This is a genomic window from Pseudomonas sp. PS02302 (assembly GCF_029959585.1).
Lineage (GTDB): Bacteria > Pseudomonadota > Gammaproteobacteria > Pseudomonadales > Pseudomonadaceae > Chryseomonas > Chryseomonas aestiva.
Map to the genome: position 1 here is coordinate 1 of NZ_JASCON010000080.1, position 25,062 is coordinate 25,062.

24 protein-coding genes and 1 riboswitch are annotated in these 25,062 nt (G+C 68.5%); of the genes, 3 read left to right on the plus strand and 21 right to left on the minus strand.

Annotated features, from left to right (window positions below; translation table 11 throughout):
• Window positions 1-637: 637 nt before the first annotated feature.
• From pcaC to QMX82_RS21000, 7 genes are all read right to left on the minus strand, one after another.
• Window positions 638-1,033, minus strand: a complete 396-nt coding sequence (pcaC, locus tag QMX82_RS20970) for a 4-carboxymuconolactone decarboxylase (RefSeq protein WP_093257243.1) — start codon at window positions 1,031-1,033, stop codon at window positions 638-640.
• An 11-nt stretch (window positions 1,034-1,044) separates the two neighbouring features.
• Window positions 1,045-1,833, minus strand: a complete 789-nt coding sequence (gene pcaD, locus QMX82_RS20975; protein WP_282287213.1) for a 3-oxoadipate enol-lactonase — start codon at window positions 1,831-1,833, stop codon at window positions 1,045-1,047.
• Between the two features lie 16 nt (window positions 1,834-1,849).
• A complete protein-coding gene (locus QMX82_RS20980) occupies window positions 1,850-3,208 on the minus strand; it encodes a 3-carboxy-cis,cis-muconate cycloisomerase (RefSeq protein WP_282287215.1) in 1,359 nt (452 codons plus the stop codon).
• 16 nt (window positions 3,209-3,224) lie between these two features.
• A complete protein-coding gene (locus tag QMX82_RS20985) occupies window positions 3,225-4,517 on the minus strand; it encodes an MFS family transporter (protein ID WP_263259577.1) in 1,293 nt (430 codons plus the stop codon).
• 261 nt (window positions 4,518-4,778) lie between these two features.
• Window positions 4,779-5,993, minus strand: a complete 1,215-nt coding sequence (gene pcaF, locus QMX82_RS20990) for a 3-oxoadipyl-CoA thiolase (RefSeq protein WP_282287217.1) — start codon at window positions 5,991-5,993, stop codon at window positions 4,779-4,781.
• On the minus strand, window positions 5,990-6,775 hold the full coding sequence (locus tag QMX82_RS20995; protein WP_282287219.1) for a CoA-transferase subunit beta: 786 nt from the start codon (window positions 6,773-6,775) through the stop codon (window positions 5,990-5,992). The genes pcaF and QMX82_RS20995 overlap by 4 nt, the downstream gene beginning before the upstream one ends.
• A 3-nt stretch (window positions 6,776-6,778) precedes the next feature.
• Window positions 6,779-7,627 carry a CoA transferase subunit A gene (locus QMX82_RS21000; protein ID WP_133862274.1) on the minus strand — a complete coding sequence of 283 codons (849 nt, stop codon included), beginning with the start codon at window positions 7,625-7,627 and terminating at the stop codon, window positions 6,779-6,781.
• Window positions 7,628-7,833: 206 nt separating this feature from the next.
• Here QMX82_RS21000 and QMX82_RS21005 point away from each other — a divergent pair, with 206 nt between their 5' ends.
• A complete protein-coding gene (locus tag QMX82_RS21005) occupies window positions 7,834-8,055 on the plus strand; it encodes a VF530 family DNA-binding protein (RefSeq protein WP_027598793.1) in 222 nt (73 codons plus the stop codon).
• 25 nt (window positions 8,056-8,080) lie between these two features.
• Here the strand turns inward: QMX82_RS21005 and QMX82_RS21010 are convergent, their stop codons facing one another.
• The 3 genes from QMX82_RS21010 to QMX82_RS21020 all read right to left on the minus strand — a co-directional run bounded on the left by QMX82_RS21010 (window position 8,081) and on the right by QMX82_RS21020 (window position 10,866).
• A complete protein-coding gene (locus QMX82_RS21010; protein ID WP_282287223.1) occupies window positions 8,081-8,935 on the minus strand; it encodes an SPFH domain-containing protein in 855 nt (284 codons plus the stop codon).
• Between the two features lie 27 nt (window positions 8,936-8,962).
• A complete protein-coding gene (locus tag QMX82_RS21015; protein ID WP_158891696.1) occupies window positions 8,963-9,406 on the minus strand; it encodes an NfeD family protein in 444 nt (147 codons plus the stop codon).
• A 512-nt stretch (window positions 9,407-9,918) separates the two neighbouring features.
• Entirely contained in the window at window positions 9,919-10,866 is a 948-nt protein-coding gene (locus tag QMX82_RS21020; RefSeq protein ID WP_208692891.1) for a class I SAM-dependent methyltransferase, read from the minus strand.
• A 233-nt stretch (window positions 10,867-11,099) separates the two neighbouring features.
• On the opposite strand from QMX82_RS21020, the gene QMX82_RS21025 reads away from it, so the two are divergent.
• Window positions 11,100-13,253 (plus strand): TonB-dependent siderophore receptor, encoded by a 2,154-nt coding sequence (locus QMX82_RS21025; RefSeq protein WP_282287227.1) that lies wholly within the window; start codon window positions 11,100-11,102, stop codon window positions 13,251-13,253.
• Window positions 13,254-13,278: 25 nt separating this feature from the next.
• Here QMX82_RS21025 and QMX82_RS21030 read toward each other — a convergent pair whose 3' ends face one another.
• The 5 genes from QMX82_RS21030 to QMX82_RS21050 all read right to left on the minus strand — a co-directional run bounded on the left by QMX82_RS21030 (window position 13,279) and on the right by QMX82_RS21050 (window position 18,895).
• The gene (locus QMX82_RS21030; RefSeq protein WP_208692895.1) at window positions 13,279-14,076 is read right to left on the minus strand and encodes an ABC transporter ATP-binding protein; all 798 of its coding nucleotides are present in this window, start codon (window positions 14,074-14,076) and stop codon (window positions 13,279-13,281) included.
• A complete protein-coding gene (locus QMX82_RS21035; RefSeq protein WP_208692897.1) occupies window positions 14,073-15,131 on the minus strand; it encodes a FecCD family ABC transporter permease in 1,059 nt (352 codons plus the stop codon). The genes QMX82_RS21030 and QMX82_RS21035 overlap by 4 nt, the downstream gene beginning before the upstream one ends.
• Entirely contained in the window at window positions 15,128-16,246 is a 1,119-nt protein-coding gene (locus QMX82_RS21040) for an ABC transporter substrate-binding protein (protein ID WP_282287231.1), read from the minus strand. Before QMX82_RS21040 ends, QMX82_RS21035 begins: the two co-directional genes overlap by 4 nt.
• A 300-nt stretch (window positions 16,247-16,546) precedes the next feature.
• Window positions 16,547-17,923 carry an MFS transporter gene (locus QMX82_RS21045; protein ID WP_133862281.1) on the minus strand — a complete coding sequence of 459 codons (1,377 nt, stop codon included), beginning with the start codon at window positions 17,921-17,923 and terminating at the stop codon, window positions 16,547-16,549.
• 117 nt (window positions 17,924-18,040) lie between these two features.
• Window positions 18,041-18,895 carry an IclR family transcriptional regulator domain-containing protein gene (locus QMX82_RS21050; protein WP_133862282.1) on the minus strand — a complete coding sequence of 285 codons (855 nt, stop codon included), beginning with the start codon at window positions 18,893-18,895 and terminating at the stop codon, window positions 18,041-18,043.
• Between the two features lie 142 nt (window positions 18,896-19,037).
• Between QMX82_RS21050 and QMX82_RS21055 the strand changes: the two genes are divergently transcribed.
• The gene (locus QMX82_RS21055; RefSeq protein ID WP_208692901.1) at window positions 19,038-19,556 is read left to right on the plus strand and encodes an Mpo1 family 2-hydroxy fatty acid dioxygenase; all 519 of its coding nucleotides are present in this window, start codon (window positions 19,038-19,040) and stop codon (window positions 19,554-19,556) included.
• On the opposite strand, the gene QMX82_RS21060 is transcribed toward QMX82_RS21055, so the two are convergent.
• From QMX82_RS21060 to QMX82_RS21085, 6 genes are all read right to left on the minus strand, one after another.
• Window positions 19,541-20,305: an ABC transporter ATP-binding protein gene (locus QMX82_RS21060; protein WP_282287237.1), complete on the minus strand. Its 765-nt coding sequence runs from the start codon at window positions 20,303-20,305 to the stop codon at window positions 19,541-19,543. The genes QMX82_RS21055 and QMX82_RS21060 overlap by 16 nt on opposite strands.
• On the minus strand, window positions 20,302-21,336 hold the full coding sequence (locus QMX82_RS21065; RefSeq protein WP_208692902.1) for a FecCD family ABC transporter permease: 1,035 nt from the start codon (window positions 21,334-21,336) through the stop codon (window positions 20,302-20,304). Before QMX82_RS21065 ends, QMX82_RS21060 begins: the two co-directional genes overlap by 4 nt.
• Window positions 21,333-22,349, minus strand: coding sequence for an ABC transporter substrate-binding protein (locus tag QMX82_RS21070; RefSeq protein ID WP_282287240.1), 1,017 nt, complete (start codon window positions 22,347-22,349; stop codon window positions 21,333-21,335). Before QMX82_RS21070 ends, QMX82_RS21065 begins: the two co-directional genes overlap by 4 nt.
• Window positions 22,350-22,380: 31 nt before the next feature.
• Window positions 22,381-22,527, minus strand: a riboswitch (cobalamin riboswitch).
• Window positions 22,528-22,533: 6 nt separating this feature from the next.
• Window positions 22,534-24,204, minus strand: coding sequence for a precorrin-3B C(17)-methyltransferase (gene cobJ / locus QMX82_RS21075; RefSeq protein WP_282287242.1), 1,671 nt, complete (start codon window positions 24,202-24,204; stop codon window positions 22,534-22,536).
• A complete protein-coding gene (locus QMX82_RS21080; protein ID WP_282287244.1) occupies window positions 24,192-24,932 on the minus strand; it encodes a precorrin-2 C(20)-methyltransferase in 741 nt (246 codons plus the stop codon). The genes cobJ and QMX82_RS21080 overlap by 13 nt, the downstream gene beginning before the upstream one ends.
• Window positions 24,932-25,062: precorrin-8X methylmutase (locus QMX82_RS21085; protein ID WP_282287246.1), on the minus strand; the 131-nt coding region annotated here is incomplete at its 5' end. The genes QMX82_RS21080 and QMX82_RS21085, both read right to left, overlap by 1 nt.

Below are 25,062 nucleotides of genomic sequence, written 5' to 3' on the forward strand. Positions count from 1 at the left end.
CCGTTCCGGGGTCGGTCCAGATGGGCCGTCCATGGCCCACTGGACCTCTCGCCGCATCCATGCGGCTCGACCCACTCCACGACACTGGCGTTCGCCCTCCTGAACGGGGCGATTCGCTAGCCTGAAAGTGTTGGTTGAAAAGCCATAACCGTTTGTAGCGTGGACAACGGCGAAACCTTGTCCACAGGGATCGACGTTACGCGCCAGTGGAAAACGCTGCGCGGTTTTCCACGCTACGACTGACTCTGGCTCTGCCTGTAAGCACCGCAGTCTCAGGCTGGCGCCCCGTCCCCGTCAGTGAGGCCGAGTGCAGGTGTTGCGGAGGGGGATGCGAGGCAGGACGCCGAGCAAGGCGCGAGGGGCAGGAGGCCCCTTCGTGCCGTGACCCCGGAGCGGCGCCGGAGCGAGGGCACCCGGAGCGAAGCGGAGGGCCGAACTGTCGGGGTGTGCTTTCTTTTGCTTACTTTTCTTTGCACAAGCAAAGAAAAGTGAGTCACCGGCCAGGCGAAACAAGGATCTTCAACAAATCGCGATGATCAGCTTAGGCAACAAAATCCAATCTCCTCCCCTCCCACAAAAAAACGCCCACCAAATCCAATCCGGCGGGCGTCATCCAAGGGGGCCAAGGAGGGAAATATCACCCCTCCAGCGACTCCACCCCCAACTCATCCCATACCGCCTCCGCCAGGTGGAAGGTGGCATTGGCCGCCGGAATGCCGCAGTAGATGGCGCTCTGCATGATCAGCTCCTTGAGCTCCTCCCGTGTCACCCCGTTGCTGCGGGCGGCACGCAGGTGCAGGCGCAGTTCGCCTTCGCGATTCATGCCGATCAGCATGGCGATGGTGATCAGGCTGCGGGTGTGCCGCGGCAGGCCCGGGCGGGTCCAGATGTCGCCCCAGGCGTGGCGGGTAATCATCTCCTGGAATTCTTCGTTGAAGGGGGTCAGCTTTTCCAGGCTGCGATCGACGTGGGCGTCGCCCAGCACCGCGCGGCGGACCTGCATGCCGGCTTCATAACGTTCTCTTTCGTCCAAGATCGACTCCTTCAGGCGCTCAGAAAGGCCAGCACGCGCTGGGTAAAGGCAGCGCCCATCTGCACATTGGACAGGTGGGCGGCGGGAAACTCGACGTACTCGGCGCCCGGGATGCGCTCCTGCAGGAAGCGGCCGTCGGCCGGGGTGGTCACGGCGTCGTGGCTGCCGGCGACGATCAGCGTCGGCGCGCGGATGGCGTCCAGTACCTCGCGGAAGTCGGCGTCGCGCACCGCCGCGCAGTTGGCGGCGTAGCCCTGGGGCGAGGTGCCGGCGAGCATGGCGACGATGCGATCGACCCGGTCCGGCTCGGCGCTGGCGAAGTCGGGGGTGAACCAGCGACCGATGGAGGCGTCGCGCAGGTCGCGCATGGCCTGCTCGCCGCCGGCTTCGACGGTCTGGATGCGCCCGTTCCACACCTCGGGGGTGCCGATCTTGGCGGCGGTGTTGCACAGCACCAGACGGGTGATCCGCTCGGGGACATTGATGCCCAGCCACTGGCCGATGGAGCCGCCCATGGACAGGCCGCAGAAGGCGAATTGGTCGATGCCCAGGGCGTCGGCCAGGGCCAGGACGTCGCGACCGTTCCCGTCCATGCGATAGGGGCCGGGCGTCACCAGGGAGGCGCCATGGCCGCGGGTGTCGTAGCGCAGCAGGCGAAAGCGCTCGCTGAAGGCGGCGGCCTGGTCGTCCCACATGGCCAGGTGGGTGCCCAGGGAGTTGGACAGGATCAGCACGGGGGCGCCCGCGGGGCCCTCCAGTTGGTAGTTCAGGTCGCCATCGGCGAGACGTACGCTGGGCATCAGGCAGTCCTCTGGTCTAGGGATGGGCAAGCAGGGTGCGGTGTTCGGCCAGGGCGCGGGTTACCCAGGCGCGGGCCTGGCCCTGATAATGGGCGGGGTCCAGCAGGCGATCCAGCTCGGCGCTGGAGAGTTCGGCGGTCACTTCCGGCGTATCGCCCAGTACCTGGCGCAGGTGACGCCCTTCCTGGACGGCGCGCTTGCAGCTCTGCTCCACCAGGTGGTGAGCGGCCTCGCGCCCCAGCCGTCCGGCCAGGGCGATGCTGACCGCCTCGGCCAGCACCAGGCCGTGGGTCAATTCCAGGTTGGCCTGCATGCGCGCGGCGTCGACCTCCAGCCCGGCGACGATGGCCTGGGCCTGTTGCAGGGCGCCGGCGACCAGGCAGAACAGCTCCGGCAGGGTCTCCCACTCGGCGTGCCAGAGCCCCAGGCTGCGCTCGTGCTCCTGGGGCATGGCGGAAAACAGGGTGCTGACCAGACCCGGCGCGCGGGTGGCGGCGGCGATCAGCACCGCGGCGCCCACCGGATTGCGCTTGTGCGGCATGGTGGAAGAGCCCCCCTTGCCCGGCGCCGAGGGCTCGAAGACCTCGGCGGCTTCGGTCTGCATCAGCAGCGACAGATCGCGGCCCAGCTTGCCCAGGCTGCCGGCCACCAGGCCGAGCCAGGCGCCGACCTCGACCAGGCGATCGCGCTGGGTGTGCCAGGGTTGCTCCGGCAGGCTCAGCGCCAGCGCCCGGGCCAGGGCCTCGGCCACCGGCAGGGCCTGATCGCCCAGGGCGGCCAGGCTGCCCGAGGCGCCGCCGAATTGCAGTACCAGCACCCGCGGCCGCAGTTCGGCCAGGCGCTGGCGATGCCGGGTGAGGGCGCCCAGCACTCCGGCCAGCTTCATACCGAGGGTCACCGGCGTCGCGTGCTGCAGCCAGGTACGACCGGCCAGCACGGTACCGGCATGGCGCTCGGCCTGGATGGCCAGGGCCTCGGCTAGGTGCGCCAGGTCGGCGTCCAGCAGGTCCAGCGCCTGGCGGATCTGCAGCACCAGGCCGCTGTCCATGGCGTCCTGGCTGGTGGCGCCGCGATGCACATGGCGCTCGGCCTCGGGGTCCTGGGCGGCGATCTGCCGGCCCAGCGCCTCGACCAGCGGAATGGCGGAGTTGCCGGCGCTGACCACGGCCCGGGCCAGCTCGGCCGCGTCATACCGCTCGGCGCGGCAGGCGGCGGCGATGGGCGCCACCGCCGTCTGCGGGATCACCCCCACCGCCGCCTCGGCACGCGCCAGGGCCGCTTCGAAGTCCAGCATGCCCTGCAGTCGGCCGTGGTCACAAAACACCGCGCGCATGGCGGCGCTGGTGAAGTAGGCGTCGAATAGCAGGTTGGACATGAAGGACTCCTCTCGCTTAGTGGTCGTGATGCAGATAGGTGGCTTGCCGCGGCAGCCGGAGGCTGACCAGGAAGGCCACCGCCAGCATCACCGAGACATAGATGTAGAAGACTTCTTCATGCCCCTGGGTCTTGAAGCTCAGGGCGACGAATTCCGCCGAACCGCCAAAGATGGCATTGGCCACCGCATAGGACAGGCCCACGCCGAGGGCGCGCACTTCCGGCGGGAACATCTCCGCCTTCACCAGGCCGCTGATGGAGGTGTAGAGGCTGATGATGGCCATGGCCAGGCAGATCAGCAGGAAGGCCACGAAGGGACTCTGGACGCTGGCCAGCGCCGTGAGGATCGGCCAGGTGCAGACCGTGCCCAGGCCGCCGAACAGCAGCATGGAGGCGCGCCGGCCGATGCGGTCGGAGAGCATGCCGAACAGCGGTTGCATGAGCATGAACACCAGCAGGGCGCAGGTCATCACGCCGCTGGCGGTCTTGGCGTCCATGCCGCTGGTGTTGACCAGGTACTTCTGCATGTAGGTGGTGAAGGTGTAGAAGATCAGCGAGCCGCCGGCGGTGTAGCCGAGCACGGTGAAGAAGGCCGCCTTGTGATGCTTGAACAGGCCGCTGAGGGTACCGGCCTCCTTGTTGGCGCGGGTCTCGGCGGTGGTGGTCTCTTCCAGCGAGCGACGCAGGAACAGCGAGACCACGGCCGCGGCGGCGCCGACCAGGAAGGGAATCCGCCAGCCCCAGGCACGCAGGTCGGCATCGCTCAGGACCTGCTGCAGGATCACCACCACCAGCACCGCCAGCAACTGGCCGCCGATCAGGGTGACGTACTGGAAGGAGGCGAAGAAGCCGCGCTGGCCACGCAGCGCCACCTCGCTCATGTAGGTGGCGGTGGTGCCGTATTCACCGCCCACCGAGATGCCCTGCAGCAGCCGCGCGAGCAGCAGCAGAGCCGGCGCCGCGACGCCGATGCTGGCATAGGTGGGCAGGCAGGCGATGGCCAGGGAGCCGGCGCCCATCATCAGGATGGAGATGACCATGGAGGTGCGCCGGCCGTACTTGTCGGCGACGCGCCCGAAGATCCAGCCGCCCAGGGGGCGCATGAGAAAGCCCGCGGCAAAGACGCCGGCGGTGCTCAGCAGCTGCACGGTGGGATCGCTCTTCGGGAAGAAGGCGGCGGCGAAATAGATGGAACAGAAGGCGTAGACGTAGAAGTCGAACCATTCCACCAGGTTGCCGGACGAGGCGCCGACGATGGCGAAGATGCGCTTCTTGCGCTCCTCGAAGCTGTAATGCGGGTGAGTGCTCATGGAGATCCTTAATTATAGGTATGGATGGACGGGGGACAGCCTACCGCCATCGGACCAGGAGAGACACACGCGGTTACAGGGGATGTGGGCATGGATTGAGGCTAGCAGTGGATGAAGTCTTGGTAGGTTGCCGAGGCGACCGCTCTAGGATCAGCTCTGGCTATCGCGGCCATGGGCCGCTCCTACAAATACATCGAGCTTTTGTAGGAGCGGCCGCCTCGGCGGACCGCCATGGCCGCGATTTGCCTCAGCGACAAAGCCTCAGATCCCGTCCACCCGCTCCACCGCCAGCGCCAGCCCCTGGCCGACGCCCACGCACATGGTGGCGAGACCCAGGCGGCCGCCGGTCTTTTCCAGGTAGTGCACCGCGGTGAGCACCAGGCGGTTGCCGCTCATGCCCAGGGGATGACCCAGGGCGATGGCGCCGCCGTTGGGATTGACCTTGGGGCTGTCGTCGGCCACGCCCAGTTCGCGCAGGACGGCGATGCCCTGGGCGGCGAAGGCCTCGTTGAGTTCGATGACGTCGAAGGCCTCGATGGACAGATCCAGTTGCTGCAGCAGCTTGCGCACCGCCGGGGTCGGACCGACGCCCATGATGCGCGGCGCTACCCCGCTGCTGGCCATGCCCAGTACCCGGGCGCGGGGCGTGAGGCCGTGCTTCTGCACCGCTTCCGCCGAGGCCAGGATGATCGCCGAGGCGCCGTCGTTGAGCCCCGAGGCATTGCCGGCGGTCACGGTCCGGTCCGGACCGTTGACCGGCTTGAGCTTGGCCAGGCCTTCGGCGGTGGTGTCCGGACGCGGATGCTCGTCCTGCGCCACCACCAAGTCACCCTTCTTGCCCTTGATGATCACCGGAACGATTTCCTCGGCGTAGTAGCCGGATTCCTGGGCCGCCGCGGCACGCTGCTGGCTGCGCAGGCCGAAGGCGTCCTGGTCGGCGCGGCTGACGCCATAGTCGGCGGCGACGTTGTCGCCGGTGACCGGCATGCTGTCGACGCCGTAGGCCTCCGTCATCGCCGGATTGATGAAGCGCCAGCCCAGGGTGGTGTCCTCCAGTTTCTGGCCGCGACCGAAGGCGCTGTCGGCCTTGCCCATCACATAGGGCGCGCGGGTCATGGATTCCACCCCGGCAGCGATCACCAGCTCCATCTCGCCGAGGGCGATGGCGCGATAGGCCTGGCCCACCGCCTCCATGCCCGAGGCGCAGAGGCGGTTGAGGGTCACGCCCGGCACCGTTTCCGGTAGTCCCGACAGCAAGACCGCCATACGCGCCACGTTGCGGTTGTCTTCCCCGGCCTGGTTGGCACAGCCCATGAACACCTCGTCCACCGCCGTCCAGTCCACCTGGGGATTGCGCTCCTGCAGCGCCTTGAGCGGAATGGCCGCCAGGTCATCGGCGCGCACCGCGGAAAGTCCGCCGTTGAGCCGGCCGATGGGGGTCCGAATGGCGTCGCAGATATAGACGGGGCGACTCATTCCTCAGCTCCTTTCTGGCCGCCGTGGGCAGCATTGGTCCGGGCCTGCAGATCACGCAGGGCCGCGAGTTCGGTCGCCGTCGGCGCCGCGCTGGTGGCGACCTGGTTGGCGAAACGGATGGCCCAGCCGGTGGCGGCCACCACCTGTTCGCGGGTCACTCCCGGATGCAGGGCGGTCACCACGAATTCGTGGGTGCCGGCTTCCGGCTCCATGATGCAGAGGTCGGTGATGATGGCGGTCGGGCCCTTGCCCGGCAGACCCAGCTGCTGGCGGTGATCGCCACCCTCGCCGAAGCCCACCGAGGTGATGAAGGCCAGCTTGTCGACAAAGCTGCGGTGCGACTGCTTGAGGATGATCAGCACCTCCTTGGCCGAGCCGGCGATCTCCGGCGCGCCGCCGGCGCCCGGCAGGCGCACCTTGGGCTGGTGGTAGTCGCCGATCACCGTGGTGTTGATGTTGCCGAAGCGGTCGACCTGGGCCGCGCCCAGAAAGCCGACGTCGATGCGTCCGCCCTGCAGCCAGTAGCGGAAGATCTCGCCGGTGGGCACCACGGTGTCGGCGGTCTCGGCCAGTTCGCCGTCGCCGATGGACAGCGGCAGCACCGAGGGCTTGGCACCGATGGGACCGGATTCGTAGATCAGCACCACGTCCGGCGCATGGGTCAGGCGTGCCAGGTTGGCGGCGGTGGACGGCAGGCCGATGCCGACGAAGCAGACGCTGCCATTGCCGAGGCGGCGCGCGGCGGCCACGGTCATCATTTCATTGGTGGTGAAGTCGCTCATGATTCAGGCCTCCGCAGCCAGCTTCGCCTGGAAGGCGGCGAAGTCCGCGGTACCGCGGATATAGGTGTCGATCCACTGGGTAAAGGTGTCGCGGTCGCGAGCGATCGGGTCCCAGGCCTGGTAGAAACGGTTGTCCCGCTCGTAGTAGCCGTGGGCATAGGACGGATGCGCCCCGCCCGGCACCACGCAGACCGCGCTGAGCGCCCAGGTCGGCAGCACGCAGGCGTTCATCGGCGCCTGGAGGTCGTCGACGATCTCCTCCACGGTGACGATGCAGCGCTGGGCGGCCAGCGCCGCTTCCTTCTGCACGCCGAGGATGCCCTGGATCAGCACGTTGCCCTGGCGGTCGGCCTTCTGCGCATGGATGACGGTGACGTCAGGGCGCACGCTGGGCACCGCGGCGAGCTGCTCGCCGGTGAAGGGGCAGGCGATGAACTTGATGTCCGGATTGACCTTGGCCAGGTCCGAGCCCTGGTAGCCGCGCAGGACGGCGAAGGGCAGGTTGGAGGCGCCGGCGACATAGGCATTGGCCAGGGCCGCGTGGCTGTGCTCGGAAATCTCCAGCTTGTGCGGCCAGCCTTTTTCCACCGCATCACGCAGGCGGTGCAGAGAGCCGACCCCGGGGTTGCCGCCCCAGGAGAAGATCAGCCGCCTGGCACAGCCGGCACCGATCAGCAGGTCATAGACCAGGTCGGGGGTCATGCGCACCAGGGTCAGGTCGCGCCGATTCTGGCGGATCAGCTCGTGGGCGGCGGCGGTCGGAATGAGATGGGTGAAGCCTTCGAGGGCGACGGTGTCGCCATCGTGGACGAAGCGCTGGATGGCTTCGCTCAGGGACAGGATCTGGGCCATGGATTGTCGACTCGCGTCTTTGTTGTCGGCGCCGCCCGGTGCGGCGGTCTGGAGCCAGACTACAAAGCCCTACCCATGCAAACAATCCGATAATCGACTAACAGTTCGATTATCGAACAGCATCGTTTGTGGACTGTCGACCGCTTCGACGCGCAGCGCGCTGTTGCAGCGGCTACACTGCCCTCCCCTCATCCAGAGCCCAGCCGATGTCCGACAAGCCCCGCGCCTCCCTCGAAGGCATCACCCTCGAAGCCCTGCTCACCCGCCTGGTGGAGCATCATGGCTGGGAAGAACTCGGCCGACGCATCCCGCTGCGCTGCTTCACCCATGAGCCCAGTATCAAATCCAGCCTGACCTTCCTGCGCCGCACGCCCTGGGCACGGGAAAAGGTCGAGCAGCTCTATCGGCGCCTGCCTAAGCAGGGCTAGGGCAGGCCTGGCGACAACTGCCGGACTAGGACTTGGTCCCCAGCAGGCCACGCAGCGTCTGCTGGATATCGGCCGGCAGGACCACCGTCTTGGCGTTGTCGCTGGTGGCCAGCTTTTCCATGGCATTGATATAACGCTCGCCCAGCAGATAGAGCACCGGCGTCGGTTCGCTGCCCACGGCTTCGGAGATCTTGCTCAGGGCGGCGGCGGAGGCCTGCGCCAGGGTCACCTGGGCCACACTGTCGCGCTTGGCGGCTTCGAGACGGGCATCGGCCTCCAGGATGGCGGCCTGCTTGGCGCCTTCGGCCCGGGTCACCACCGCCTTGCGCTCCCGCTCGGCGGCCGCCTGCATTTCCATCGCCGCCTGCATCGACGGGGTCGGCTTGAGTTCCTGCACCTCCACCGCCTTGACGGTGATGCCCCAGTCCACGGTCTGCTCGGCCATGCTGACCCTCAGCCGCGCCTTGATCTCGTCTCGCGAGGACAGCGCCTGGTCCAGTTCCATCTCGCCGATGATGGCGCGCAGCGAGGTCATCGCCAGGCTGGTGATGGCCTGGGCATAGTCTTCCACGCCATAGGCCGCCTTGGCCGGATCGACGATCTTGGCGAAGCACAGGGCATTGGCCAGGATCACCGCATTGTCGCGGGTGATGACCTCCTGTTGCTGCACCTCGAGGATCAGGTCCTTGGTGCTGAGGCGGTAGCTGACCTGATCCATGTAGGGGATGAGGAAATTCAGCCCGGGCTTGAGGGTGGTGCGGTACTTGCCGAGGCGCTCGACGATCCACTCCTGCCCCTGGGGCACCAGGCGCACGCCCTTGGCGACGGTGACGACGATGAAGACCAGCAACAGCAGGGCGACGATAAGACTGACACTCATGGACGATGTCCCTATGGATGGAAGACGTCAGGATTGACGGGCGACCTTGACCAGGTTGCCTTCGAAGGCGAGCAGTCGAACCCGCTCGCCGGCCGCGATCTCGGCATCGGCCAGGCAGGGCCATTCATCGCTGCCGAGGATGGGTTTCTGGAAGCGCACGCGGCCGCGGGCGAAGGGGCCGACCGCCGCGACCAGCAGGCCGATCTCGCCCAGATGGACGTCGGCGCTCCAGTCTTCACCGGGCTTGCCACGGTCCTTGCCATAGCGAAACCAGAGAAACACCGCCACCAGCGAGGCCAGACTCCAGACCAGCAGTTGCACGGCCAGCGCCAGCGCCGGCAGTACCAGCAGCAGTACGCCGACCAGCAGGGCGCCCAGGCCGAACCAGATCAGGAAAAAGGCCGGCACCACCAATTCGCTCAGCATCAGGCCGACGCCCAGCACCAGCCAGTACCACCATTGCACGTCCATTGCCGCTCCTTCCAGGTAACGCCACAGCATGGCTGCTGCTGCGCTCATCCGCCACCAGGGCCTCCGAGTGGTACCGAGCGCCCGATGAAATGGCGCCCTGTCGCGCAGGCGCGGCTGAGACGGCGCCACTGTCGCAGCCCAACGAACTGGGGGTCGAACCCGGGGACTGTTGGGCTTCGCTGCGCTCAGCGCCAACCTACGGGCGGGTTCCGTAGGTTGGGTTGAGACGGCCTCATCGTCGAAGCCCAACAGGGATGTTCAGCCTTGGGCGCTGTTGGGCTGCGCGGCGCTCAGCGCCAACCTACGGGCGGATTCCGTAGGTTGGGTTGAGACGGCCTCATCGTCGAAGCCCAACGGGCCGGGGTCGAGGCTGGGCACCGTTGGGCTTCGCGGCGCTCAGCGCCAACCTACGGGCGGGTTCCGTAGGTTGGGTTGAGACGGCCTCATCGTCGAAGCCCAACAAGGCGGGGTCGAAACCGGGCACCGTTGGGCTGCGCTACGCTCAACCCAACCTACGACGCTTGGTCCTGCTGGAACACCAGCACCTTGAGGCCACCCTCGGCGTCCTCGTCGGCGAATTCCGGTGGATTGGCCAGGCGCTCGACGAAGGCCAGTCCGGGGGCCTCCTGGGCCATGCCGGCGATGAGGAAGTCCGCGCCGACGCCGGGGTCGTTGACGCAGGCCAGCACCCGGCCACCGGGGGTGAGCAGTTCGGGCAGGCGGCGCAGGATGCGCGCGTAGTCCTTGGTCAGGGCGAAGCTGCCCTGCTGGAAGCTGGGCGGATCGACGATCACCAGGTCATAGGGCCCCAGCTTGCGCACCTTGCCCCAGGACTTGAACAGTTCATGGCCGAGAAAGCTGACCTTGCCCAGCTCATGGCCATTGAGTCGGTGATTCTCGCGACCGCGGGTCAGGGGCCCGCGGGCCATGTCCAGATTGACCACCTGGTCCGCGCCGCCGGCCAGGGCGGCCACCGAGAAGCCACAGGTGTAGGCGAACAGGTTGAGGATGCGCAGACCGGCGGCCTGTTCGCGCACCCAGCGGCGGCCCAGGCGCATGTCGAGGAACAGCCCCATGTTCTGGTGGCGGGTGAGGTCCAGGCCGAACTTCAGGCCGTCTTCATGGATGACGTGCTCGCCCACCGGCGCGCCGATCAGCGCCTCGCTGGCGGCGTCCAGGCGATAGCGATGCTGCAGCAGCAGGCTGCGGGCGCCGCTGGCGCGCCACGCCGGGGTCTCGCCCAGGACGGTCAGAGTCGTGCGCAGGGCGTCCAGCTCGGCGGCGGGCAATTCGCGAAACAGCCCTACCCGCAGCACGCCTTCCAGCCAGTCCACGGTGAGTTGTTCCAGCCCCGGCAGCAGCCGGCCACGGCCATGCACCAGCCGGCGCGCCTCGGCGGGTGGCGAATCGAGGGCGGCGAGGAGCAGCGCGGAGAGGTGGGCAAGGGTGGCGGTATTCATGGGCGATCACGACGGCAAAGAAGCGGCATGCTACGGCAAAAGTGCCGGGCTCGCCTCCCGGCGCAGGCCCGCCAGGTGTCTGCCGGCAATTGGCGACGAAGGCATTTGGGCGCGCCGTCGCCAACGAACCGACCAGTCCGATGAAAATATGTCTCAGGCGGTAACGACTCGCAGTTGTATCCACTTTGTAAGCGGCTCTAGAATCCGCCTCCCCGAACCCCAGGACGATAACAATGCGCCGGCTGGTCCCTGCTCTCTATCTGCTGCCCCTCTGTGCCCTCCCCCTCGCCGGTCATGCCCAGGAGCAGACGGAAGATTCGCCCCAGGCGCTGTCCGACCTCACCATCGTCGGCACGGCCGAATCACCCACCGGTCCGGTGCAGGGCTACAAGGCAGAGCGTTCCAGCAGTGCCACCCGTACCGATACCCCGCTGCACGAGACGCCCCAGTCGGTGAGCGTGGTTTCCCGCGAAGCCCTCGACGACCTCTCCGCCACCCGCCTGCAGCAGGCGCTGGACCAGGCCGGTGGCGTCGGCCGCGGCAACAACTTCGGCGGCCAGGGCCTGACCAGCTACACGGTGCGTGGCTTCACCAGCTCCGAGTATTTCCGCAACGGCTTCCCCATGAATCGTGGCTATCCCAGCGCGCCGGATGCCGCCACCCTGGAGCGGGTCGAGGTCCTGCGCGGCCCGGCCGCGACCCTCTATGGCCGCAGCGATCCGGGCGGCACCTTCAACGTGGTCACCAAGCAGCCGCTGGGCGAGCGCAAGACCACCCTTGGCAGCCAGTTCACCGACCAGGGCCAGAAACGCGGCACCCTGGACACCACCGGCCCGGTGGACGAGGACGGCCGCCTGGCCTATCGCCTCAACCTGATCGCCGAGGGCGGCGACACCTTCCGCGACGACGTGCACACCGAGCGCTACGAAGTCGCCCCGGTGCTGAGCTGGCAGGCCACCGACGCCACCCTCATCACCTTCGAGGCGGACATCATCCGCAGCAACGCCCCGCTGGATCGCGGCCGCACCAACTACCTGACCCAGCGCGCCGAGGCCAGTCGCTCCACCAATGCCTGGGAAAAGGGCACCACCAACCTGCTGCACAGCGACAGCGAGGCCTATCAGCTGCGCTTCGAGCACCAGTTGAACGACGCCTGGACCCTGGCCGGCGGCTTCCAGTACCTCGACGGCAGCCTCAAGGGCAATGCCGTGGAAGCCAATGGCGTGCAGGCCGACGGCGTGACCCTCGGCCGCAACTTCAACTACCGCAAGCTGGAGTGGAGCGATCGCGACCTGCAGCTGAACCTGACCGGGCGCTTCGACACCTTCGGCCTCGGCCACACCCTGATCACCGGGATCGAGGTGGAAGACTACGACTATCAGTCGATCATCCAGCGCTCCCCCGGCGGCACCGGTGTCTATGCGGTCAACCTGGTCGATCCGGTCCTCGGCCAGCCGCGCCCGGCCCTGACCCGTACCCCCACCCACGACCACGAGACCCTCAAGACCTGGGCGGCCTTCGTACAGGACCAGATCGCCCTCACCGAGCGTTTCAAGGTGCTGGGTGGCGTGCGCCTGGAACGCTTCGAGCATGACTACGATAACCAGACGCCACCTCAGGTCCTGACCGACGGACGGATTGTCACCGGTGACTGGAGCAAGGATTCGAATGCCGTCACCCCGCGCCTGGGCGTCAGCTACGACCTCACCCCGGAACTGGCCCTCTATGCCAGCGCCTCCAAGTCGTTCAAGCCCAACACCGGCGCGGCGTTCCAAGGCAGCGGTTTCGATCCCGAGGAAGGCAAGGCCTACGAGGTGGGCATGAAGTGGGCGGCGCTGGACGGCCGCCTCAGCGTCGACACGGCGATCTTCCATACGGTCAAGGAAAACGTCCTGACCCCGGACCCGGCCAACACAAACTTCAACATCGCCGCCGGCGAGGTGCGCAGCCGCGGCTTCGAAGTCAACGTGACCGGCGACCTGACGCCCAACTGGCGCATCCTCGGCGGCTACGCCTTCACCGATGCCGAGGTCACCAAGGACAACACCCTGGCCCGCGGCACGCGCCTGACCAACATCCCGCGCAATGCCGTCAACCTGCTCAACGTCTACGAATTCCACGACGGTGCACTGCGCGGCCTGGGCCTGGGTGCCAACCTCAAGTACGTGGGTGAGCGCGAAGGCCAGAAGACCATCGCCAGCGACTACACGATGGACAGCTACACGGTCACCGACCTCTTGAGCTTCTACAAGGTCGACGAGCACCTGCGGCTGAACCTGGACGTGCGCAACGTCTTCAACAAGGGCTACGACGAGAGTTCCTGGAACGCCTACAGCTATCCGGGCGAGCCGCGGACGGTGCAGGCCGGTTTCACCTACACCTTCTGACGCCCTACCCTCTGCAGCCCCGCGGTCAGGCCTCGCTGAAGGCCTGACCGGTCAGCGGCTGCACCACCGGGCGGCCCTGGCGGTCGTGGAGGATGTCCACCGCCACGCCGTAGGTGGCTTCCAGCAGGTCGGCGGTGACGATGGCGGCGGGTCGGCCGGCGGCCAGCAGGCCACCGTTGACCAGCACCAGCAGCGAATCGGCGTACTGGCAGGCCAGGTTGAGATCGTGCAGCACCACCACGGTCACCTGATTGTGCAATCGGGTCTCGTGGCGCACGCGATCGAGCAGGTTGATCTGGTGCCGCAGATCCAGCGCACTGACCGGTTCGTCCAGCAGCATCACCTCAGGTTCGCGCATCAGCACCTGGGCAAAGAACACCAGCTGCCGCTGACCGCCACTCAGGGCGCCCAGCTGGCGCGAGGCCAGGTGGCCGATACCCACCTCGTCGAGCTTGCCCAGCGCCCGTTCCAGCAGCTCATCGTCCAGGTGCAGGGTCAGCCGTTCCAGGCTGCCCATGGCCACCGTCTCCAGCACCGACAGCGCCGCCTCGGCATGGGAATCCTGGGGCATGTAGGCCACGCCCTGGCGCCAGCCCTCGCGCTGGCCGCGCAGCGAAGCCCCCGCCACCAGCCGCCTTTCCCCACGCTCGATATGACCCGCCGCCAGCGGCAGGTCACCGGCCAGGGCGCGCAGCAGAGTGGTCTTGCCGGTGCCATTGGGGCCAAGGATCACATGCACCTGCCCTGCGTGCAGCTCGGTGCAGAGTCCGGAGATCACGGTGCGGTCGCCGCGCTTCAGCGCGAGGTCCTGGAGGCGGATCATAGGCTGGACCTGCGCGGGGCGAAGATGAGCCAGAGCAGAAAGGGCACCCCGACGATGGCGGTGACGATGCCTACCGGAAACAGCGCCCCGGGCAGGATCGACTTGGACAGCACCGAGGCAGAGGACAGCATCAGGGCGCCGCAGATGGCCGACAGCGGCAGCAGGAAGCGCTGATCCTCGCCCACCTGCCAGCGGGCGATATGGGGCGCGACCAGGCCGACGAAGCCGATCACCCCGACGAAGCTGGTGGCCGTGGCGGTCATCACCGCCACCAGGATCAGCACCTTGAGGCGCAGGCGGCGGATGTCCACGCCGAGGCTCTCGGCACGGGCCTCGCCCAGGCGCAGGGCGGCCAGTTTCCAGGCATCGCGCAAGAGCAGGAGGCAGCACAGCAGGGTCACCCCGGCGACGATGGCCAGGGTGGTCCAGGTGGCGCGGCCGAGGCTGCCGAATAGCCAGAAGAGGATCTGCTGGGAGAGCTCCGGCGAGGAGAGGAATTGCACCAGCGACAGCAATGACTGGAAGAGGAACAGCAGGGCGATGCCGCCGAGGATGATGGTGTCGCTGCCGGTGCGCTTGAGCGAGGCCAGGGCGAAGAGAAACAGCGCCGCCAGCATGGCGAAGGCGAAGGCCCCCAGCGGCACCCCGATCAGCGCGCCCAGGCCGAAGCTGCCCAGTGCCAGGCTGAGGGCGGCGCCACAGCCGGCGGCGGCGGCCATGCCCAGGGTGTAGGGGCTGGCCATGGGATTGTTGAGCAGCGTCTGCATCTGCGCCCCGCCCGCACCGAGGGCGGCGCCCACCGCCAGGGCCATCAGCGCCACCGGCAGGCGCAGGTCGCGGACGATGGCGTCGGTCATCGGCTGCCGCGCGCCAAGGCCGGTCAGCGACTTGAGCACCTCCAGCGGCGAGAGCAGCGAGGGCCCGGTGGCGATGTCCAGCACCAGAGCCGCCAGGGTCAGCAGCAGAAACACCCCGCAGGCGCGCCAGCGGCGGCGTTCGCGGGCGCGCTGCTCGGCGATGGCGTTGCCGTGGCTGGCGCTCGCGGTCTCGCTCATGGCGTCAGGCCTATGGCAAAGGTGCCCTGGGGCTGGATCGGCATGTAGCGGCGATAGTATTCGCGGTAGTTGGCCATGGGATCCACGTCCTGGAACAGATCCGGATAGAGCTGCTTGGCGATGAACTGCAGCATGGCGAAGTCTTCCAGGCTGCGCGAGGCGCCCTGGTAGACGCCATACAGACGCCCGTCGCGGATCGCCGGCAGATTGGCCCAGCCCGGTCGCTGCATGAAGGCGCGCAGGTGACTGCGGGCGTCGTCGGCGGTGACGCCGGGGCCCATGGGCAAGGCGGTGGGATTGCTGTTGTCCTCGCGCCCGGAGATGAAGATGACCTCCGGCTGGGCCATGAGCACCTGCTCCGGATTCATCACCCCCCACCACTGGATGAAGGGCGCGGCGATGTTGTCGCCACCGGCCAGGGTGACCATGGCGCCCCACATGTTGCGACCATAGGTGAAGGAGTATTCGGCCGGACCCTTGTTGCCGAACTCGGCATAGACCCGAGGCTTCGGACGATTGGCCGCCGCAATGCGGGTCTGGATGTCCTGCACCACCTTGGCATAGAAGTCGGCCAGCTCGGCGGCGCGCGCCTCCTGGCCGGTGATAACGCCGAGCAGGCGGGTGGAGGCCAGGTGGCGCTCCAGGGTCTGGGCGTTGTAGTCGATCGCCAGCACCGGGATGCCGAGTTGTTCGAGGCGCTTGACCTCGCTGTCCAGCGCCTGGAATTGCCAGGCGGCCAGCACCACCAGATCCGGCTTGAGGGCGAGGACCTTTTCCACCGAGAAGCTGTTGTTTTCCGTCTCCCCCACATCGGGAAGGCTGGCCAGGGAGGGTCGGTGGGCGACATTGAGCGCCCAGTTGGCCGGCACCTTGCGCTCCCAGGCGCCGCGGGAGACACCGACCACGGCGTCGAAGGCCTGCTCGCCGCCCACCGCCAGATAGTCGCCGTAGTGGAAGCCCAGCACCACCCGCTTGGCCGGCGCCTCGATCGTCACCGTGCGCCCGAGGACATCGGTGACCTGGCGCATCTCGGCAAAGGCCGGAGCAATCAGAAAGCAAGCGATAAGCGTTACCAGCCGGACAGCCCACTGCCCGCTGTGCGCGAAACCTTTCATGGAACCCCTTGGACGTCTGCACCCGCTCCAGGAGCCTGCTCATAATCTCGCGAGCTAGAGCCAAACAAGGCGAAAAGGCCTGAGGAAGCGGATCGGACTCGCGCTCGAGTTTACTTAAAGTAAATGAGCATTCCGACCGGGCTGGCGACCCAGGGGGTTTTCAACGCTGTTTGGCCGACGCGCAGCAGATTATGGACAGGCTCTGGGCGGGTGACTGCGAAGCTAGCAAAGGGTGCAACTTTACGCGGTGGCAGTGCCTGCGCCTAGCGCCTGCCACCGGCAAAGGGGAAGCCGTCGACGCTAGGTGGCATCGGCGTGGCTGACCACGCCCTTGATCAGCACCGCCAGGGCGGCAAGACCCGCCGGCAGGAGCAGCGCGGTGAGCACCTGGGTGAAGGTCCAGCCCAGGCCCAGCAGGGTCGCGCCCATCCAGGCGCCGGTGATGGCGCCGAAGCGGCCGATGCCGAGCATCCAGGACACCCCGGTGGCGCGGCCATGGGTCGGGTAGTAGCGCGCCGCCAGCGAGGGCATGGCCGACTGGGCGCCGTTGATGCACATGCCGGCCACCAGCACCAGGGTGGCGACCAGGGCGACCTGGCCCAGGCTCTGGCCGACGCAATAGGCGAAGATCCCAGCCAGCACATAGAACAGGCCGATCACCTTGTGCGGATTGAATCTGTCCATGGCCCAGCCGACGAACACCGCGCTGAGCACCCCGCCGAACTGGAACAGCGCGCCGATCAGGGCAGCCTGCTCCAGGCTGGCGCCGGCGTCGCGCATCAGCGTCGGCAGCCAGCTGGTGAGCAGATAGACGATCACCAGGCCCATGAAATAGGTCAGCCACAGCAGCAGGGTGCCGGCGCTGTAGTTGCGATTGAAGATCACCGTGAAGACGTTGCCGGTCTTAACCGACTTCTGCTCGGGCACCACGAAGTGGCGCGCCTCGGCGGCCTCGCGACCGATGGGCGCCAATACCCGGCGGATGCGCTCGGCGCTCTTGCCGTGCACCACCAGATAGCGCGCCGACTCCGGCAGCCACAGCAGCAGCACCACGGCCAGCGCCAGCGGCAGCACGCCGCCCAGCACCAGCAGGCTGTGCCAGCCGTAGGCCGGGATCATCCAGGCCGAGACGAAGCCGCCGCCGGCCATGCCCAGGTTGAAGCCGCAGAACATGCTGGTCACCAGCAGCGACTTGAGGCGCTCGGGGGTGTATTCCGAGAGCAGCGTGGTGGCGTTGGGCATGGCGGCGCCCAGGCCCAGCCCGGTGAGGAATCTCAGGATCACCAGCTGTTCGAGGTTGGCGCTGAAGGCCGACAGCAGGCTGAAGCCACCAAAGATGAAGGTGGCGACCACCAGCACACCCTTGCGGCCGAAGCGATCGGCCAGGGGCCCGGAGCCCAGGGCGCCGAAGACCATGCCGCCCAGGGCGGCGCTCATCACCGGCCCCAGGCTGGCCCGCGGGATGCCCCACTCCACCGACAGCGCCGGGGCGATGAAGCCCATGGCCGCGGTGTCGAGGCCGTCGAGAAAGACGATGAGAAAGCACAGGGCGACGATGCGCCACTGGTAGGCGGACAGCGCCTGGCGATTGATGAAGTGCTGGACGTCCAGGGTGCCGGCTGTCGCCGTGGCCGAAGAGTCGGCCAGGGGCACGGCGCCCGCGAGGGTTTGCGTCATGGTGGTCTGCTCGTGTTGTTGTTATCGGCGGATTGCGCCACTGCGCCGACGTTAAGCCCACCTCGAACAGCTGACAATTCGATTATCGGCGATATGGCCGATAATCGACCAGATTCGCTAGTGAAACAGCCGGGTACTCAACTCCTGGCTGGCCGCCAGCAGCACCGGCAGGAAGCGCGTCTCCAGTTCCTGGCGACTGACCCGACTGGCGTGGGTGCCGACGTTGAGCGACGCCAGCACCTGGCCGGCAGCGTCTCTCAAGGGCACCGCCAGGGATCTCAGGCCCACCTCCAGCTCCTGGTCGACGATGACATAGCCCTGCTGGCGCACCTGGCCCAGGCACGCGATGAGCGCCGGCGGCTGGTAGAGGGTGCGGCTGGTCTTGGCTTGCAGGTCGGCGTGTTCCAGGTAGTCGTGCAGGGCGGCATCGTCCAGGGCGGCGAGCAGGATGCGGCCCATGGAGGTGCAATAGGCCGGCAGCCGGCTGCCGACGCTGAGGTCCACCGAGATCAGTCGCTGCGGCGTCGCCGAGCGGGCGATATAGAGGATTTCGTCGCCTTCCAGGGTGGCCATGGAGCAGGCTTCGTGCAGTTGCTCGCTCAAGCGATCGAGCACCGGCTGGGCGGTGACCGCCAGCGGCGTCGACGACAGATAGGCGTGCCCCAGGGTCAGCACCTTGGGTAGCAGCGAGTAGGTGCGGCCGTCGGTGGTGACGTAGCCCAGCTTCATCAGGGTATGCAGGCAGCGGCGCACCGCGGCGCGCGGGATCTCGGTGCGATGGCTGATCTGGGCGATGGTCAGCTGGCGCTTGCGCTCCTGGAAGGCATGGATGACCGCCAGGCCGCGGGCCAGGGAGGTCATGAAGTTGGGGTCGCCGGTGAAGGCTTCGATGCGCTTGGCCGGCGAGGCGATGATGGGCGGCGCGGCCAGTGGCGGCAGGCCCGTGGCGTGAGCGGTGCGGTTATCGTCCATCGGACCGGTCCTCGGCAGGCTTTTGATCGATTATCGAGCGAGGGGGCGATTATCGCAATCGCATTTCTCCTGGTGCCCGCTGACGCGCGGGAGCTTCCCGGTGCATGCTGAGGCTTCCCACCAGCCGCCTGGATGCCTGTCGATGAAGACCCTGGAAGATCATCTCAGCCAGTACGCGAGCTACCACCGCGATCCGCGCAACATCGCCAGCCACTTTCCCGGCATCCTGCTGATCGTGCTGGCGGTGGCCATCCTGCTGTCGCGACCGGTTTTCAGCCTGGCCGGCTGGCCGCTGTCGCCCGCGGTACCGGTGGCCGGGGCGGTGGCGGTCTTCTACCTGCGCCTGGATCGGCCGCTGGGGCTGCTGATGAGCGTGCTGCTCGGGCTTGCCCTCTGGCTGGGTGCCGCGCTGGCGGCCCGGACCACGGGCGTCTGGCTGGGCTGGGGGCTGGGTCTGTTCCTGGTCGGCTGGGCCATCCAGTTCGTCGGTCACCACTACGAGGGGCGCAAGCCGGCCTTTCTCGACGACCTCGCCGGCCTGGCCATCGGCCCGCTGTTCATCGCCACCGAAGCGGTCTTCTGGCTGGGTGGTCGCCCGCAGCTCAGGCAGGCGATCGAAGAGCGGGCCGGCCCGGTGCGGCGTCGTCAATCCAGCCGATAGCGGATCGTCGGCCGACCGTCGGGGCCGTCCAGCGTCACCTGCGCCTTCACCCCCCAGACCTGCTGGATCAGCGCGGCCGTCAGCACCGCGGCCGGGGCGCCTTCGGCGACCAGGCGGCCGTCGCGCAGCACCGCCAGGCGGTCGCAGAACAGCGCGGCGAGGTTGAGATCGTGGATGGCCAGCACGCAGGTGGCCGGCAGGCGGCGGACCAGGTCGAGGATCTCCAGCTGGTGCTGGATATCGAGGTGATTGGTGGGTTCGTCCAGCAGCAGTTCGCTGGGCTCCTGGGCCAGGGCGCGGGCGATCTGGGCGCGCTGGCGCTCGCCACCGGAGAGGCTGTGCCAGCGCCGTGCCGCCTTGTCGACCAGGCCGACCTGAGCCAGGGCGCGCTGACAGACCTCGGCGTCGCGCGCGCTCCAGGCATCGAGCAGGCCGCGATGGGGCGTGCGCCCCAGGCGCACCACCTCGGCCACCGAGAGATCGGCCTCGGTACCGGCCTGCTGCTCCACCAGGGCGACCCGCCGTGCCAGGTCGCGCCGGCGCAACTCGGCCAGCGGCAACGCGTCGAGACTGACCCTGCCCTCCTCTGGCCGCCGCAGCCCGGCCAGCAGCCGCAGCAGGCTGGACTTGCCCGAGCCATTGGGGCCCAGCAACCCAAGCACCCCGCCGGGCGGCACCGCAAGGGTCACCCCGGCGAGGATCGGCTGGCCGCCGGCGCTCCAGGCCACGTCCCGCGCGGCGAGGCTCATCGGACCTCCCGCGCGCGGTAGAGGATGAAGGCGAAGGCCGGCGCACCGACCAGGGCGGTGACCACGCCGATGGGCAGGGTCTGCTTGGCCACCAGGGTGCGGGCGACGATGTCGGCCAGCACCATGAACAGCGCGCCGATCAGGGCGCAGGTGGGCAGCAGCCGGCCATGTCCCGGACCGACCAGGAAGCGTGCCACATGGGGGATCACCAGGCCGACGAAGCCCACCGCGCCCACCAGGCTGACCAGGCAGGCGGTGATCAGGCCGGTGACCGCCAGCAGCAGCAGGCGCAGCGGCCCCACCGCCACGCCGAGGCTGGCGGCGGCGTCTTCGCCAAAGGCGAAGGCATCCAGCGCCCGGGCGCAAGCCAGGCACACCAGCAAGCCAGCGAGCACCACCCCGGCGGCCAGCCAGACGTCCGGCCAGCGCACCCCGGCCAGGCTGCCGAGCAACCAGAACATCACGCTGCGCGCCTGCTCGGCATTGGCCGCGGTGGCGACGATATAGGCGGTCAGGGCATTGAACAGCTGGGACGCGGCCACCCCGGCGAGGATGATGCGGGTGCTGCCGCCACTGCCGAGAAAGGGCAGCACCACGGTAAAGGCCAGCACCGCGCCAAGAAAGGCGCCGAGGGACACGCCGAACATCCCGCCACCGACCCCCAGCAGCATCACCAGCACCGCGCCGGTGGAGGCGCCGGCCGACAGCCCCAGCACATAGGGTTCGGCCAGGGCGTTGCGCAGCAGCGCCTGGAGGATGGCGCCGGAGACCGCCAGGCCGGCGCCGCAGCAGGCGGCCACCAGGGCGCGGCTGAGGCGGTATTCCCAGACGATGCCCTGGACGATGCGCTCCACCGGATAGGGCCCCAGGCCGAGGCCGTTGGCGATGGCCTGCAGACTGGTCAGGGGCGCGATGGGCATCTCGCCGAAGGACGCCGCCAGCACCACGCTCGCCGCCAGCGCCAGCACCGCGGCCAGGCCCAGCAGCCAGCGCCAGGGCCGGGCCCCCTCGGCCGCCAGGGGCAGACTCATGGTTGCGGCTTGGCCAGGTCGGCGGCCAGGGTCTCGACGCTGTCCACCACCCGCAGCGAGGGATTGAGGGTCGGGGCGTCCACCACCAGCAGGTGGTTCTCGCGCACCGCGCGCAATTCGCGGGTCAGGGGATCGCTGCGCAGGAAGGCCAGCTTCTTGTCCACGTCATCGGCGGGATAGAGACGGCGGTCCATGCGCGCCACGACGATATAGTCAGGGTCCAGACTGGCGATGCGCTCCCAGCTCACCGCCGGCCATTCCTCGGCGCTGTCGACCACGTTGCGCAGGCCCAGGGCGCGGGCGATCCAGGCCGGCGCGCCGAGGTTGCCAGCGACCCAGGGATCCCCTTCCAGCCGCGGACTGGAGAACCAGAACAGCACCGAGCGCCCCCGGACCCCGGCGGCCTTGGCCTGCTCGCCAGCGGCGGCGATACGGCGGTCCAGCTCGGCAACCAGCTGCTCGCCGGCCGGCTGCACATCGAGGATGGCCGCCAGCTCCTCGGCTTCACGGGTCACCAGCCGCATGTCGAAGGGCGCGCTGCGGCTGCCGTCGCTGTTGGAGTCGGCGGTCACCGCCTTGCCCTCGCAATCGCTGGGCGCCACATAGGCGGCGATGCCCAGCGTGGCGAAGCGCGGGAAGTCCGCCACCTCGCCGCCGGGGCCGACGTGATAGGTGTACTGGGCCGCCACCAGATCCGGCCGGGTGCCGACCACGGCTTCGAAGCTGGGGGCGTTGTCAGCCAGCCGCGGAATGCCCTTGCCCGCCGCCTGCAGGTCCGCGGGCAAGCCGCCGAACCAGACGCCGGTGCCCACCAGCCGCGCGCCCACGCCCAGGCGCAAGAGCAACTCGGTACTGGCCTGGCCCAGACTGACCAGGCGTTGAGGCGCGCGCTCGAAGATCAGGTCGCGGCCGCAGTTGTGGATGGTCAGCGGATAGGGGGTGGCCGCCTGGGCGGTAAGGGAGGATACGGACAGCAGGCCGGCGGCGAGCAGCGGCAGAAGACGGCGAAACATGGACTCTCCTCGGGATGACGCGTCCCTGGTGGATGATGGATGTCCCCTGGCAAGGTCTGGCTCACTTCTCGCGAAGCTCACAGTGGCGCGACCGCGCCGGAGTTGCACCGGCTTCCCGCCAGGGAACGGAAAGGTCGCCGAGGGTGAGCCAGCGGCGACCAGGATTCAAGCACTAAATGTTACTTTATAACAACTCCGTATCGTACCAGCGCGGGGTATAGACCCATTCGCCGCCGTCGGCCCGCGGAAAGCGCCGGGTATGGCTGGAGCCGAGGATCACCAGGGTGCGTGAATCCACCATCTCGCTGCGCAGGGCGCCGAGGCTGGTGTATTCGAGACCGCCACCGGGACGGCCGACGTCGCGACCGAGGATCACCGGGGTGTTCGCCGAGCGGCAGCTGCGCAGGACGTCCAGCGCCCGGTCCAGCTGATGCGGTCGGGCCTTGGAGATGGGATTGTAGAAGGCCATGGCCAGGTCCGCCGCGGCGGCCTGGCGCAGGCGCTGCTCGATCACCGTCCAGGGCTTGAGGTTGTCGGACAGGGAGATCAGGCAGAAGTCGTGACCCAGCGGCGCCCCGGCCAGGGCGGCGCTGGCCATGGCCGCGGTGATGCCCGGCAGGATCTCCAGCTCCACCGCCGCCCAGCGCGGGTCGGCGGCGCCCTCCAGCACCTCCAGCACCGCGGCGGCCATGGCGAAGACGCCCGGATCGCCGGACGACACCATCACCACCTGGCGCCCGCTGGCGGCCAGTTCGAAGGCATGACGGGCGCGCTGCAATTCTTCGCGATTGTCGCTGGCATGGGCCAGCTGGTCCGGACGCAGGGGACCGGCCATCTGCACGTAGGTCGCGTAGCCGAGGACGTCCTCGGCCTGGTCCAGGGCGCGGCGTACCACCGGTGCCATGAGTTCGGCCGCGCCGGGGCCGAGGCCCACCACGCTGAGACGTCCACGGCGCTGGCCGAGGTCATCGGCGTCCAGCGGCCGGTCATGCAGGTGCAGGGCGAGGCCCTGGGCCTGGGCCCGTGTCACGGCCGCCTGGGCGAATTCCGGGGTGCGGGCGTCGACGAATCTCAGCGGCACCTCCAGCGCCTGGCTCAGCTCGGCCAGGCCGGGCGCGGCCATGTCGGCCGCCTGAGCCAGCAGCACCGCCACGGCCCCGGTGGCATAGCCGGTGCTGGCGAGCAGCGCGGTAATGGCGGCGGCGGTGGCATCGGCGCGTACCGCCACCAGCACGGCGCGGGGGTGGATCAACAGGGTATGGTCGTCGGCGCTGGTCAGGGGCGAGACCAGGATGCGTTGCCGCGCCTCGGGATCGCGGGCCAGGGGCACCTCATCCAGCCAGGGCGCCTCGCCCTCGATGCGTACCGGGGCGCCGGCCAGCAGATCGGCGACCCGGTGCTTGGCCACGTCGACATCGGCCAGGGCATAGCCGGCCGGCGGATCGAGCAGGCAGGTGCCGAATCTCAATTCGCCGCTGGTGGTGATGGCCGGGGCCACGTCCAGCAGCCTACCCAGCTGACGGGCCAGGCGATTGGCGCCGGCCAGGCCGCCCAGCAGCGGCACCACGGCGCTGCCGTCCTCGGCCACGGCCAGCACTGGTGGCTCGGCGGTCTTGTCATCCAGCAAGGACGCCAGGCTGCGGATGACGATGCCGGCGGCGCAGAGCACCAGCAGCGGACGCTGCTGGCGATAGAGGTCACGCAGGTGGTCGCCGAAGGCGCTGTAGCTGACATCGCCCTCGACCCGCCCGGCCAGGCCGTGCACCAGGCTGCCCGGCAGGCCGGCCTGCAGGCGGCGGGCGGTGGCCAGGGCACCGGGGCCGAGGATGACGATGGCCGGGCTCAACCCTTCCATTTCACCCCCGGTACCACCACCAGCGAGAAGTACGGCGAGGCCATGGGCTCGACGGCATCCAGCGCGACGATGCGCTGGTTGTCCATGGTGGCGCGCTCGATGTAGCGGGCGCGCTGGTCCAGGCCCAGGTCGCGCAGCACCTGGCGCACCTTCTCGAAGTTGCGCCCGAGCTTCATCACCACGGCGGCGTCGGCGCTGGAGAGGCGCGCCTTGAGCTCCTCGGCGGAAAGCACCCCGGAGAGCACCGTGAGGGTCTGGTTGCGATAGACCAGCGGCAGGCCGAGCATGGCCACGCCGCCGAGCATGGAGCAGACCCCCGGCACCACCTGGGCTTCATAGCGCTCGGCCAGGCGGTCGTGCAGGTACATGTAGGAGCCGTAGAAGAAGGGATCCCCCTCGCAGATCACCGCCACGTCGCGACCGGCGTCCAGATGGTCGGCCACCTGGGCGGCGGCGGTGTCGTAGAAGTCGGCGATCACCGTCTCATAGGACAGCGGCGGCGCCAGCTTCTCGGTGGTCACCGGATAGACCAGCGGCAGGCGCTGCTGGCCGTCCAGCAGATAGCCCTCGATGACGCCATAGGCATTGCCGCCCTGGCCCGCGTTGGCCTTGGCCTTGGCGACGAAATAGGCCACCACCGGCGCGCCCTGCAAGAGGCGCAGGGCCTTCACGGTGATGAGTTCCGGATCGCCGGGGCCGACGCCCAGGCCGAGCAGGCGGCCCGCCATCACTCCACCTCCGTGGCCAGGGCGTTGACCGCCGCGGCGGCCATGGCACTGCCACCCCGCCGGCCGCGGACGATGACATAGGGCACGCCGCGGCTGTCGGCGGCCAGGGCGTCCTTGGACTCCCTGGCGC